13 protein-coding genes are annotated in these 12858 nt (G+C 58.5%); 4 read left to right on the top strand and 9 right to left on the bottom strand.

Going from position 1 to position 12858, the window contains the following annotated elements; translation table 11 throughout:
* Positions 1 to 6: 6 nt before the first annotated feature.
* Positions 7 to 1086, top strand: coding sequence for an ATP-binding protein (locus tag I6N98_RS12395; RefSeq protein WP_198568664.1), 1080 nt, complete (start codon positions 7 to 9; stop codon positions 1084 to 1086).
* A gap of 16 nt (positions 1087 to 1102) precedes the next feature.
* On the opposite strand, the gene I6N98_RS12400 is transcribed toward I6N98_RS12395, so the two are convergent.
* The 3 genes from I6N98_RS12400 to I6N98_RS12410 all read right to left on the bottom strand — a co-directional run bounded on the left by I6N98_RS12400 (position 1103) and on the right by I6N98_RS12410 (position 3583).
* A complete protein-coding gene (locus I6N98_RS12400; RefSeq protein WP_198568665.1) occupies positions 1103 to 1399 on the bottom strand; it encodes a hypothetical protein in 297 nt (98 codons plus the stop codon).
* A gap of 208 nt (positions 1400 to 1607) precedes the next feature.
* Positions 1608 to 1796: a hypothetical protein gene (locus I6N98_RS12405; protein WP_198568666.1), complete on the bottom strand. Its 189-nt coding sequence runs from the start codon at positions 1794 to 1796 to the stop codon at positions 1608 to 1610.
* A gap of 170 nt (positions 1797 to 1966) precedes the next feature.
* Positions 1967 to 3583 (bottom strand): class I adenylate-forming enzyme family protein, encoded by a 1617-nt coding sequence (locus I6N98_RS12410; protein ID WP_198568667.1) that lies wholly within the window; start codon positions 3581 to 3583, stop codon positions 1967 to 1969.
* 219 nt (positions 3584 to 3802) lie between these two features.
* Between I6N98_RS12410 and dapE the strand changes: the two genes are divergently transcribed.
* The gene (gene dapE / locus I6N98_RS12415) at positions 3803 to 4939 is read left to right on the top strand and encodes a succinyl-diaminopimelate desuccinylase (RefSeq protein WP_198568668.1); all 1137 of its coding nucleotides are present in this window, start codon (positions 3803 to 3805) and stop codon (positions 4937 to 4939) included.
* A 28-nt stretch (positions 4940 to 4967) separates the two neighbouring features.
* Here dapE and I6N98_RS12420 read toward each other — a convergent pair whose 3' ends face one another.
* The 5 genes from I6N98_RS12420 to I6N98_RS12440 all read right to left on the bottom strand — a co-directional run bounded on the left by I6N98_RS12420 (position 4968) and on the right by I6N98_RS12440 (position 9366).
* Positions 4968 to 5993 carry an SAM-dependent methyltransferase gene (locus I6N98_RS12420; RefSeq protein ID WP_198568669.1) on the bottom strand — a complete coding sequence of 342 codons (1026 nt, stop codon included), beginning with the start codon at positions 5991 to 5993 and terminating at the stop codon, positions 4968 to 4970.
* A gap of 81 nt (positions 5994 to 6074) precedes the next feature.
* Complete coding sequence (locus I6N98_RS12425; protein ID WP_198568670.1) at positions 6075 to 7217, bottom strand: CaiB/BaiF CoA transferase family protein; 1143 nt, start codon at positions 7215 to 7217, stop codon at positions 6075 to 6077.
* A gap of 134 nt (positions 7218 to 7351) precedes the next feature.
* Positions 7352 to 7891 (bottom strand): MOSC domain-containing protein, encoded by a 540-nt coding sequence (locus tag I6N98_RS12430; protein WP_420496999.1) that lies wholly within the window; start codon positions 7889 to 7891, stop codon positions 7352 to 7354.
* 69 nt (positions 7892 to 7960) lie between these two features.
* Positions 7961 to 8704, bottom strand: coding sequence for a DUF1223 domain-containing protein (locus tag I6N98_RS12435; protein WP_198568671.1), 744 nt, complete (start codon positions 8702 to 8704; stop codon positions 7961 to 7963).
* A gap of 191 nt (positions 8705 to 8895) precedes the next feature.
* Positions 8896 to 9366: a Dps family protein gene (locus tag I6N98_RS12440; RefSeq protein WP_198568672.1), complete on the bottom strand. Its 471-nt coding sequence runs from the start codon at positions 9364 to 9366 to the stop codon at positions 8896 to 8898.
* 303 nt (positions 9367 to 9669) lie between these two features.
* Between I6N98_RS12440 and I6N98_RS12445 the strand changes: the two genes are divergently transcribed.
* Positions 9670 to 9984: a hypothetical protein gene (locus I6N98_RS12445; protein ID WP_198568673.1), complete on the top strand. Its 315-nt coding sequence runs from the start codon at positions 9670 to 9672 to the stop codon at positions 9982 to 9984.
* 21 nt (positions 9985 to 10005) lie between these two features.
* Here I6N98_RS12445 and I6N98_RS12450 read toward each other — a convergent pair whose 3' ends face one another.
* Positions 10006 to 11295: an acetyl-CoA C-acetyltransferase gene (locus I6N98_RS12450; protein ID WP_198568674.1), complete on the bottom strand. Its 1290-nt coding sequence runs from the start codon at positions 11293 to 11295 to the stop codon at positions 10006 to 10008.
* 199 nt (positions 11296 to 11494) lie between these two features.
* Between I6N98_RS12450 and I6N98_RS12455 the strand changes: the two genes are divergently transcribed.
* Positions 11495 to 12838: a 3-oxoacyl-ACP reductase gene (locus I6N98_RS12455; RefSeq protein WP_198568675.1), complete on the top strand. Its 1344-nt coding sequence runs from the start codon at positions 11495 to 11497 to the stop codon at positions 12836 to 12838.
* Positions 12839 to 12858 lie beyond the last annotated feature (20 nt).

Genomic DNA, 12858 nt, shown 5'->3' on the forward strand with positions numbered 1-12858 from the left:
ACAGCGATGAGTGACAAACACATACAGAGACCGGTTGCTGAAGATCTGTTCGCCAGCGAGTTGGAAAAATTAAAACAGTGGGACCCGGGCCCAGTGCCACCGGGCTGGCAACTCTCTCCCTTTGCCGTCGAACGCTTTATTCTCGGCGACAAGGAGCTGGGTATAGAGCGCAAATTCGTGGCCCCGAGGGAGCTGGTTAACCGGGTCATTGTATCGCTGCTCACCGAGCGTGGTGTGATGCTGATCGGCGAGCCCGGCACAGCCAAATCCTGGCTCTCGGAGCTGCTGGCCAGCAGCATTTCCGGCCACTCCCAGTTCACCATTCAGGGTGGCGCCATCTCCAACTATCGGCAGTTACTCTACGACTGGAATGTGGCGCTGCTGCAGCGCCATGGCCCCAGCCGGGAAGCCCTGATTCCCGGGCCGGTCTACCAGGGTATGGCCGAGGGGCAACTGGTCCGCTTTGAGGAACTGTCTCGTTGCCCCCAGTCAGTACAGGACGCCATTTTATCGATCCTGTCGGAGCGTCAAATTGTCATCCCCGAATTGGGTAACGAGGTGGTGTTCGCCCGGGAAGGGTTTAACATCATCGCCACCTCCAACTCCCTGGACCGCGGCTTGTTTGATATGAGCGCCGCGCTTAAACGGCGGCTCAACTTTGAGACCATTCCGCCGATCAGCAATCTTCAGGATGAGATGGCGATAGTGCAGCGGGAGTCGGGGCGACTGATACAGCGCTCTGGTGTGGATACGCAGGTACCGCCTGAAATGGTGGAAGCCCTAGTGACGATCTTTCACGAATTGCGCAACGGCCAAACCTTGAGCGGCCGCAGTACCGATCGCCTGTCAGCCGCGGTTATGTCCACCGCCGAAGCGGTCTCAGTAGCCCACGCCATCGGCATCTACGCCTACTACTATCGACGCGGCGCCTCCCAGCCTGAGGACATCGTCAATTTCCTGGTGGGCACGGTCTTAAAGGACAACCCTCGAGATCGTCGCCGGGTCCGCCACTACTTTGATACCGAGGTTAGCAACAAAAAAGGCGCTGTGTGGCAGACCCTGTATGAACAGCGAAATCTGCTCTAGGGCCTGGCCAAGCTGGCTAATTCAGAATGTCGATGATTTCCAGGGTTTCAGCTAACAACCGCAAGCGGCGATCTTCGATCTGAACGGTGACGATATCCCGATCACGACTGGTATGAATCACCTGGGCGTGATGGTAAACATCCCGGTCCAGCCGATGGCCTACCGCCAGTTTCTTCTGCCAACCCGGGGGCAGATCGCCGCGAGCCGCCTTTTTCTCCAGGCCCGGTGGCAGAGAGTGGGGAGGCGCAGCGAAGGTCGGCGCCACCAAAAAGCCTGCGGCAAGCACGGCCAAAGTCCAACGTGCGATCGACATAACATACTCCTGATTACAAACACACTAACTATAAACCCTAACGAATAAACGCTAACGAATAGACGCTAACGTTGTCATCAAGACTAAGACTAGTAGTCGCGATGCAAGGTTTCCCGGAGCAGTGGGCCAATCCGCATTATTTACTTTTTATCAGTGGCCGCCCCGCAGGGCGGCGAACACCGTGGCGGCAATCACAGTACGTCGGCCGTCACAGCACGTCAGTCAGTACCGCGCTGTTGATGCGAACGCTGCGATGCGGTTGAAATTGAGGACCGGACAGCTGCTCGATCTTGCCACCCTTTTTGAGAAACTCGTCGACCTGTCGGGAAATTTCTGCCCGCACAGACTGCTGGTGCATATTGGAGTGTAAGGCCTGCTGCTTATAGTAACGATTCATGTCACAACCCTTATTTCTCATCCTGTGAACAGTATGCCGGGGCCGATCTGCCGCCGGCACTACAGGATGCTAAGGGTATGGGATGACAGGAAAACGATGCTTTTATGACAGGCACAAAACAAAAACGGGGCGCCTGAAGCGCCCCGCTGCGGTGACAAAACGACTGTCGATCAATCGATGGCAGGCATCTCGTCGGCCATTTCCCGCAGCTTGTTCTTGGCCACTTTCTCCAAGGTCGCGCGAGGGAACTCATCGACGATATACACCGCCCGAGGCACCTTAAAGTCCGCCAGGTTAGCTTTGCAGTGATCGATAATGGCCTGGGCAAAGGCCTCATCGTCCTCCGGCGCACCCCAACCTTTGATCACAAAGGCCACCGGCACCATATCCAGCATGTCGTGGGATTTGGCGACAATGGCGATTTCACCGATGCCGCCGCCGGGCACCTGCATACACACTTCTTCAACCTGTCTGGCAGAAACGTTCTCGCCACCCACTTTCAAGGCGTCTTTGTCGCGGTCGGTAAAGTAGAAATGGCCTTCGTCGCCAACGTGAACCATGTCGCCGGTTTTAAACCACCCGTTGGGAGTAAAGGACTTGGCCATCGCCTCCGGGTTTTTGTAGTACTCAAGGAAGATATTCACGCCGGGCACACCGTGCACCCACAGCTCGCCGATTTCGCCTTTCTGACAGGGTTCGCCGGTTTCCGGGTTGACCACCGCCAGGTGGTAACCGGGGGTCGGCTTGCCGATACTGCCCTGGGGCCAATCGTGGACAAAATCCGAACGGGTGGCATGGGTGACGGTCTCGGTCATCCCCCAACTGGCGAAGGGCTCAGCTTTGAGCCAACCTGAGATTTCCTTCCAGATAATCCCCATAGGCATCACTTTGAGGCTGTGGGACTCCGGCACCGGCTCCATGGCGATGGCCTTGAACACAAAGGGAATCATCGAGCAGTGAGTGACCTGGTACTTGTCGATCACTGACCAAAACTTAGAGGCCGAGAATTTGGGCATCAGCACCGCAGTGCCACCTACCCCCAGCGACCCCCAGAAACACCAGCTCTGGCAGTTAACGTGGAAGAAGGGCAGGAAGCCAAGGTAAACACTATCGCTGTCCATATTCATACTTTGGCTACCCATGGTGCCGGACCACAGCGCATTGGCATGGGTGTGTACCACTGCCTTGGGCAGCGAGGTAGTGCCCGAAGTGAACATAATCCCCGCCGGCAGCATCGGCTCGGCAGGACGCTCGGGGACAGAAGCAGGGTCGCCAAACAGGCTGTCAAAGCTGGGGTAATCGCCCTTGACTGGAGACTCCGGGGCTTCGCCTGAGTTATCGCCGGTCACCACAATCCAGCCGACATTCTTGGCATTGGCGGCAATCTCGTCGACAAATTTGGGCTGGGTAATCGCCCCCACCGCTTCGGTATGGGCGGCAAAGTACTCGATCTCCCCCCCCACACAGCGGGTATTGGTGGTCACCCCTACCGCCCCCAAGCGGGCACAGGCATACCAGGCCAAAACCATCTCCGGGCAGTTTTCAGCATGGATAAGAACCTTGTCATGCTTTTTTACGCCCAGGCCATGCAGCCCAGCCGCAACCTGATTGACCGCGTGCTCAAACTCTTTGTAGGTCCAGCGACGCTCATTCCCCGAACGCGGCTCCCAAATCATAAAAGGGTGATCGGGACGGTGCTCTGCCCAGTGGCGCAGGCGCTGGGGAATATCCTGGTCGGCAAAATCAAACTGTGCGGCGGCGCTTGCGAGTTCCAGATCGGCGGTCATGGTCTTCCCCTGTTTATTGGTTGTGGTCACGAACTGTTTGCATCGGCGGCCAAGCAACGGCCACCAAAAAGTATGGACAAAATAGTAGGCAGCCCGGCCCGCCGTCTCTATGACCAAACCGTTCACTCTTCAACCGGCTGAGTGATTCGGTCACTCGGCACGCTATCCAGGCAGCAAACCTGCTAAAATGCTGGGTTTAACACGACGATCCGGCTTTATATGACCCAACTCAGCCCCACCCTCCAACTCGCCTGCGAACTGATTGAACGCCCCTCGGTCACCCCCGAGGATGCCGGTTGCCAGCAACAGATGATGGCACGGCTGTCCGACATCGGCTTCGATTGCCAATCGCTGCGTTTTGGTGAGGTCGATAATTTCTGGGCAGTTCGCGGCGACAGTGGCCCGCTGCTGTGCTTTGCCGGCCACACCGATGTGGTGCCAACCGGCCCCGAGTCCCAGTGGCAGACACCGCCCTTTAAAGCCACCATCAGCGAGGGCATGCTGCGGGGCCGTGGTGCGGCGGATATGAAAGGTAGTCTGGCGGCAATGGTGACCGCCTGCGAACGCTTTGTCGCCGTCCATCCCAATCACAGCGGGCGCATTGCCTTTTTGATCACCAGCGACGAAGAAGGTCCCGCCGCCGATGGCACGGTGAAAGTGGTGCAGTGGCTGGAAGATCAGGGCAGCAAGATCGACTGGTGCGTAGTGGGGGAACCCTCCTCCACCGAACAAGTGGGCGACGTGATCAAGAATGGCCGTCGCGGCTCGTTAGGTGCGGTTCTGACCGCCAGGGGCATTCAGGGCCATGTTGCCTACCCACACCTGGCCCGCAACCCCATCCACGAGGTGGCCCCCGCCCTGACCGAATTGGCGGCGGAGCAATGGGATCAGGGCAATGACTTTTTCCCGGCGACCTCGTTCCAGATTTCCAACATCAACGGTGGCACCGGCGCCACCAATGTGATTCCCGGCGAAGTGGAAGTGGTGTTTAACTTCCGTTTTTCCACTGAGGTGACGGCGGAGCAATTGAAGGCCCGTTGTGAAGCCATTTTGCAGCGCCATAAACTCGATTACAGCATCGACTGGCACCTCAGTGGACAGCCCTTTCTCACCTCTGAGGGCCCCTTGGTAGAGGCCGCCCAAAAAGCCATTCAGGATGCCACCGGCCGCCCGACCGAGCTGTCGACTGCAGGCGGCACCTCTGACGGCCGCTTTATCGCCCCCACCGGCGCTCAGGTAGTGGAGTTGGGGCCAGTCAATGCGACCATTCACAAGGTCGATGAGTGTGTCCGGGCCGAAGACCTGGACACCCTCTCCACGATGTACGAGGGGATTCTGCGAGAGCTGCTAGCCTAGGGCTTGGCCGAAGGCGTTTGGCGGGGCTTCAGTCCCCTGCCTTGCCCGGTGTCATCAGGTAGTGGCCGACAAACCACTCCTGGCCGCCGTTGTAGGCAAACAGCTCGGCACAGGCCATCAAAAACATTCGCCAGCGCTGCAACTGCAAGCGCGGCTGGGGATGCTCGGCCAAGATCGCCAGGGCTGGTTTTCTGAAAGCGTCCAGTTTATCCAACCAAGCCTCCAGGGTTTTGGCGTAGTGCTCGCCATTAAGCCGCCAACTGTCGACGATGCGCATATGCTCAGAAAAATGCATCAGCGTATCAAAGGCTGGCATCTGCCCACCGCTAAAGAAGTGATCCGTCATCCAACCGCCGTCGAAGGGATAGTGCAGGAAAGCGTGGCAGAAAATATGCACAAACAGAAAGCCGTCCGGCTCCAGCCACTGGGAGATATTGGCCAGCATGTCCCGGTAGTTGCGCACATGCTCCAGCATTTCGACGGTGACCACTCGGTCGAAGGTCTCAGCCAGCTCGAGCTGACCCACGTCACAGGTAATCACCCTCAGGTTGGTCAAGCCCCGCGCAGCCGCCTGCGCTTCGATAAACTCTCGCTGGCCGTGGGAGTTTGATACGGCGGTAACCTCTGAATCGGGATACTGTTGGGCCGCCCATAGGCAGAAGCTCCCCCAACCACAGCCCAGTTCGAGAATTTTCTGGCCGTTTTCCAGCTTGGCGCGCTCCGCCATTAACTGAAGCATGGCGTCTTCGGCCTGGGCCAGGGAGTCGCAACCCTCTGGCCAGTAACAGCTGCTGTACTTGAGCTTGGGGCCCAGCATAAGTTCGAATAGCCCTGCGGGGACCTCGTAATGCTGGTCGTTGGCGTCGTCAGTATTGATGGCAATGGCAGAGTGGCGCAGCGCCTCTCGAAACTGCCGGCGACGGCTTTCACTGGCATCGACATCACTGCCGTGTTCTTGCTCCAGTCGCTGGGCAAGCTGGCGGCGGATGCCTTTTCTTAACAGAGAATCAGGTACCAGGCCTTTTTCGGCCAAGGCGATGGGGTCGAGGCGCATTGACGGTCTCCCTACACGAGTAATTAGACTCTGTATACGCGCCACGATCCCAGCTGGATTGCGGAGTGTTTAGCCCTGCGATCAGGTCAACACGCCATCACTGCGCAGCGCCGCCAATTCGTCGGCACTGAAGCCCGCTGCCTCAGTCAACACCGCATCAGTGTCGCTGCCAGGCCGCGGCGCGGCGTTCGGAGTAGCGGGCGCACTGCGGCTGAACTTCGGCGCCGGCGCCGGTTGCACATGCCCACCAACCTCAATGAAGGAATTGCGCGCGACATTGTGGGGGTGCTTGGGCGCTTCGGTCATGCTCAGTATCGGCGCTACGCAGGCGTCGGTGCCGTCAAACACTTCAGTCCACTCGGCACGGGTGCGGGTTTTAAACACCGCCGCCAATTTTTCTTTAAGTTCAGGCCAGCGGGACGCATCATACTGGGCGCCAAAATCTTCCTCGCTGAGATCCATTTTCTCTTTCAGAATGGCGTAAAACTGCGGTTCAATAGGTCCAACTGACATATAGCCGCCGTCGCTGGTCTCATACACTTCGTAGAAATGCGCGCCGGTATCGAGGATGTTCACACCTCGCTCGTCACGCCAGCCAAACGTGCTGTTGTTAAGGAAGCTGTACATCATGTGCATCAGCGCCGCCGAGCCCTCGACCATGGAAACATCCACCACCTGCCCCTGACCGCTGCGACTGCACTCCAGCATGGCCGACACCACACCGAAAGCCAGGAACATACCGCCCCCGCCAAAGTCGCCGACCAGGTTCAGGGGCGGCATGGGACGCTCACCGGCACGGCCGATGGAACCCAGGGCGCCGGACAGGGAAATGTAGTTGATATCGTGGCCCGCCATCTGCGACATAGGACCCGTTTGGCCCCAACCCGTCATGCGGCCGTAAACCAGTTTGGGATTGCGGCCCATGCAATCTTCCGGGCCAATACCGAGTTTTTCCGCTACGCCCGGGCGAAAGCCCTCAATCAGTGCATCGGCGTTCTCGCACAGTTTGAGCACAGCCTCCACACCGCGGGGGTCTTTAAGGTTCAGGGCGATGGATTTTTTGCCTCGCTCGCTGATGGTGTTCTCAACGGGCTTGCCTTCCGGTGTGGACTTGCGGGTGATGGAGATCACCTCAGCCCCCATATCGGCCAGCATCATGCCGGCAAAGGGTGCTGGGCCGAGCCCTTCCAATTCAATTATGCGAAATCCTGATAGTGGTCCCATGAAAGCGTAATTCCCCAGTTGATTGTGACGCGATGATTAGTCCGCCCACCGTCGAGCTGACAGGCCATTATTGTCCTGTATGGGGACAGTCCAAACAACTGCTCGGCGCGCCACCACTGTTCGCGGACGCCGGCTTACTCAGCCTCCGGCGGGATATAGATCACGGGATCGCCCACCGCGATGCGCCCGGATTCCAGGATGCGGGCACAAAGCCCACCGTAGCCCAACATCGCCACCAGGGCACCAGGACCCAGCGCCGTCTCCATCCGCGAACAGGGCTGGCACAGGGCATTGGTTTCCACCACGACCTCACCGATGCGAATACGCTGGTGCCGCAGCGCATTGAGATTGACACCGGAGACGACCAAATTCCGCCTCAGCAGTGCCGGATCAATGGCGGCCACACCCAATTGCCGGGCTACCATGTCGATAAACTCTCGGCTGGTTATCGTCACCTGACGCCCCGAACCAACCCGTCCCTGCATACGCCGGTCGCCCTGCAGGCCCATACCGGCCTCGGCCCGGGCCTCGTTCACGACCGTCATCGGCGCTTTGCGCTGGGGACGCAGGCCGATCCACTCTACGCGGCCCTCTGGCATTCCATTGAGATAGCGAGCGATAAGACGGGTCTGTGACTTCACCTTTTGCACCTTCTTTTCCACCGTGAGCAGCATGCTGCTTTGCACGCATGCCTTTGCATTTTATGTGGGCCGGTCAGATCAACATGCACAGCCCTGTTGATGCTATAGATAAGCGGCGACGGCTTGCTCGATGGCCTCAGCACCCTGCCGCGACACCCAGACAACGATGGCTGTCTGCGCCTGCTGCTTGTCGGGTCGAGCTGGCAGCGCTGCAGTACCCGTAAAATAAGCGGGCTGTTTTTCTATTGCCATAGCATGTCGTTGATGTGAATCGACAACAAAATCGTGGCACAACTGTCTGCCACGATTTTCACCGGCACCAATCTCACTGCATACCCCCATCAGCAGATAGGCGACATGCAGGGTCCACTGCATCTGGCTGGAATCCGCCGGACGATACTGATAGCGAATACGGCCCGCGCTGGCATCAGTATCAACATTAACCTGCAAACGACCCGCTTTCTGGGAGGTGTGTCGAGGCAAGCGTTGCCCTGCAAAGAAGCCCCGCCATTCACGGTTATCCACCACAAACCCGGGGGTATACACACGCTCCAAATTCCCCTCCTGATGATGGCGGCGCTGACGCTGGGAATATTCCCTGGACGCAAAGGAGTCCCGCCACCCCAAGCGATCCCAGTAGTCGACGTGAAATGCCATGGGAATCAGGGTATCAAACAGGCCCGGCGCCGCCTTTAGCCTCGACAACCACTGGTCTGCGGGCGGGCAACTGCTGCAGCCCTCGGAGGTAAACAACTCCACCGTTGTGGCGCGCTGCGTGCCACTGTCCAGAGTCAAGGCCTGGGCGCTTGTCGCCAGAAACAGAGTTATCAAAAGTAGCGCTTTCATCTCGCTCGTCCGCCCTTGTGAAATCCTTACTACTATGACGGATGGCGGCGGCGCCTGTTACATATCCCAGGGTGTCACAAAGACCAGTGCTGTGTGGCCGGGCCAAGCTCAACAGCCAAACCCCAAAATAAAAAGCCCGGCACAGACCGGGCTCTATTTGGCTTTAAGCGGCATAGCGCTAGGGGTTTACGCTATTGGTTGATCGCGCGCAGCATCCAGGCGGTTTTCTCGTGGATACGCATACGGTCTGACACCAAGGCAGTGGTGGATTCGTCATCAGCCTCTTGGGCCATTTTCAAAACTTCTCGGCTGGTTCGCACCACTTGTTCATGTCCAGCCCGAAGAATGTCCACCATCTCCTCCGCCGACGGTACACCGTCCACTTCTTTCACTGCACTGAGCTTGGCAAAGGCGGAATACGTCCCCGGTGCCGCGACGCCCAGAGTACGGATGCGCTCGGCAATGTCATCCACAGCTGTCGCCAGCTCGGTGTAGTGTTCTTCAAACATCAGGTGTAGGTCCCGGAAACGTGGACCGGTAACGTTCCAGTGGAAGTTGTGTGTCTGAAGGTACAGCGTGTAGGAGTCGGCGAGAAGGCGGCTCAGGCCTTCAGCGACTTGCTGACGATCACTTTCGTTAATACCTATATCAATCTTCTTCATCTCTCACTCCTTTTGCTGAGACCAATGGCCCTCGGTGGACATAAAAAGCGATGTCCACCCTACGGGTTCAGATGCGTCATTTGCTGTGTTGTTCCACACACCTACCTAACAGTAGGGCGGACACCGCTTCTCTGTCCGCCACAGACACCGTTACGCGCAAAACCGCAAATCCGTTTTTTTCGCAACTTATCGATAATCCCAATCTGTGATACAAGGATAAGTTGAAGCAGTGGATATGACCAATCGTTTGCAAGCATGACAACAATAGGCGCTACCCATTGCGCCGTCATAAGGAAGGTTTCCATGAGCCAAACCGCAAACCTGCGTATAGCCGCTATCGCGCTGACTGCGCTGCTGTCGGCCTGCTCCGCGTTAAAGGATTCAGATGAGGGGAATACCGGTTTTTTCCAGTGCAAGTCACCTCGCCCAGAGATGTGCACCCGGGAATATCGGCCGGTATGTGGTCATATCGACACCCGTATCGAAAGTAAGGTCCGCTGCGTGACCGAGCCCTGCCCTAGCGGCAAGCATCAGACCTTTGGCAATAGCTGCAGCGCCTGCGCCAATCCCGCCGTGATGGGCTATGAAGAAGGCAGTTGCGAGAGCTACGGCAAGTAAGCCGGGTTCACAGTCAGCGCCTTAAGGCCGCTCCATGATAGCGGTCACACCTTGACCGCCAGCCGCACAAATGGAGATCAGACCGCGGCCGCCACCATTTTGCTCCAGCATTTTGGCCAAGGTAGCGACGATACGACCACCAGTCGCGGCAAAGGGGTGGCCGGTGGCCAAGGAGCTGCCATTGACGTTTAGCTTGCTGCGATCTATCGACCCCAGCACCTCGCGCCCCAGGCGATCTCTACAGAAGGTCTCGTCCTCCCAGGCCTTGAGTGTCGCCAACACCTGGGCGGCAAACGCCTCGTGGATTTCATAAAAATCGAAGTCCTGCAGTGTCAGCCCCGCTTTATCCAGCATTTGTGGCACGGCGTAAGCCGGCGCCATCAGTAGGCCCTCACTGTTGTCGCCGGGGCGGAAGTCCACCGCCGCCACCTGCACAAAGCTCAAGTAGGCCAGTACTGGCAGCCCCTGGGCCTGGGCCCACTCTTCTGATGCCAATAACACCGCCGAGGCGCCGTCCGTAAGGGTTGAGGAGTTCCCCGCCGTCAACGTGCCCTGGCCACTTTTTTTGTCAAAGGCGGGCTTGAGCGTGGCGAGTTTTTCTACCGTGGTATCGGGACGCAGGATATTGTCCTGTTTGACACCTGCGTAGGGGCTGACCAGATCGTTAAAGAATCCCGCTTGATAAGCCGCAGCCAGGTTGCGGTGGCTGTCACAGGCCAGTGCATCCTGGTCCTCGCGGCTAATCTGCCAATGCTTGGCCGTCAGCTCGGTGTGTCCGCCCATGGACAAGCCGGTGCGGGGCTCGGCATTCTGCGGAATTTCGATACCAATATCTCGGGGGCGCAATTTCAGTAGGGCTTTTACCCGGTCGCCCATGGTGCGTCCGCGGTTGGCTTCCAGCAACACATTGCGAAGACCATCGGAGACGGCAATAGGCGCATCGCTGGTGGTGTCGACACCGCCGGCGATGCCCGAGTCGATCTGGCCCAAGGCGATTTTATTGGCCACCGTAATCACCGCCTGCAAGCCAGTGCCGCAGGCAAGCTGCAAATCGCAACAGGGGGTACAGGGATCCAGGCTGGTGCTCAACAGGGATTCCCGAGTGAGATTAAAGTCCCGGCTGTGTTTCATCACCGCGCCGGCCACGACTTCGCCCAGGCGCGCTCCCTGCAACTTATAACGCTGTGCCAGCCCCTCGATGGCTGCAGTCAGCATCTGCTGATTGCTGTGGCCGACATAGGCGGTGTTGGAGCGGGCAAATGGAATCCGGTTGCCGCCCACTATGGCGACACGCTTAGGCAAAGCAGTCATGATGGTAGTCCTCTAATTGACGATGGCGAGTGTAACAAGCCCGGCGCCGGCGGCATTGGCTGTGGCGACGGTGCCGCAGGTCAGTTTCGTCAACGCCCGGCCACCGGGATGACGCTAGAATGCTCACAATATCGGCAATCATTGCCACAACACCCGTTCCATAAACCAGTATTCTCTACATACGCAGGAGACCACGAGGATGAGTGACCGTCTAGAGAGCCTGATCAACTCCGCCCCCGGCAAGGCCATTTTGGGTGCGCTGGGGGTCAACCCTCCCCCTGAACTGCGACGCTACACGGCAGACCAGGCAACCACGCCAGTTCTGGTGGACCTCGGTGGTAACGCAAGCAGCGCGGTATTCCAGGCTGTGCAATCGGTGTTGACCGGCATGCCGGCAAGCCATACCGACGCCACCACCCAGCGCTGTGATGCGCTGATCTTTGACGCCAGCCATATTCAAAATCCGACCCAGTTAGACGAGGCTTACCGCTACTTCCACGCCCGCATACGCCAGCTGGGCGCCAATGGTCGCATCGTTATTTTCGGTCGCCCCCACATGGCCTGCCAAACCTTGTCCGCAGCCACCGCCCAGCGGGCGCTGGAGGGCCTGAGCCGCTCTCTGGGCAAGGAAGTCGGCCGCAAGGGTTCCACAGCCCAGCTGGTGACTGTCGCAGAGGGCATGGAATCCCACATCGCCAGTAGCCTGCGCTTTCTGCTGTCAGCCAAATCCGCTTATATCAGCGGCCAGGTACTAAAGGTCGCCAATACCGCGGCAGAACACCCGGGGAGCTTGGATTGGCAGCGCCCCTTGGCCGGCAAAACAGCCCTGGTGACCGGTGCGTCCCGGGGCATTGGCGCCGCCATTGCCACCGTTCTAAGTCGCGATGGTGCTCAAGTGCTGGGGGTGGATGTCGCGCCCATGGAGAGTGAACTTCGCAGCACCATGGAGAGCATCGGTGGCACCAGCTTAGTGGCAGATATCACCGCCGAGGACACACCACAGCGACTCAGCGAGTTGTTTGCCGCCCAGGGCGGCGTCGATATCGTGGTTCACAACGCCGGCGTGACCCGGGACAAGACCCTGGCCAACATGACTGAAGACCAGTGGCAGATGGTGTTGAACATCAACCTGACGGCTGCACAGCGTATCACCGATGAGCTGTTGGCAAGCGGCGCCCTCAACGACGGCGGCAGCATTGTCGGCGTATCGTCGATGAACGGGATTGCCGGCCAGCGGGGGCAAACCAACTATGCGGCATCCAAAGCCGGGGTGATTGGCTACGTTGACTATATGACAGCCGACGACGCCCTGCGGCAGCGGGGTATTACCGTCAACGCTGTAGCACCGGGCTTTATCGAAACCGCTATGACCGCCGCCATCCCCTTTATGACTCGCCAGTTTGGGCGCCGGTTGAACTCCCTGTCTCAGGGTGGACTGCCAGTGGATGTGGCCGAGGCCATCGCCTACTTTGCCAACCCGGCGTCCCGGGCGGTGCAGGGCAATGTGATGAGGGTGTGCGGCCAGGCGCTGATTGGCGCCTAGTGGACCTTATCGATGAAACT

Source organism: Spongiibacter nanhainus (assembly GCF_016132545.1).
GTDB classification, from domain to species: Bacteria; Pseudomonadota; Gammaproteobacteria; order Pseudomonadales; family Spongiibacteraceae; genus Spongiibacter; species Spongiibacter nanhainus.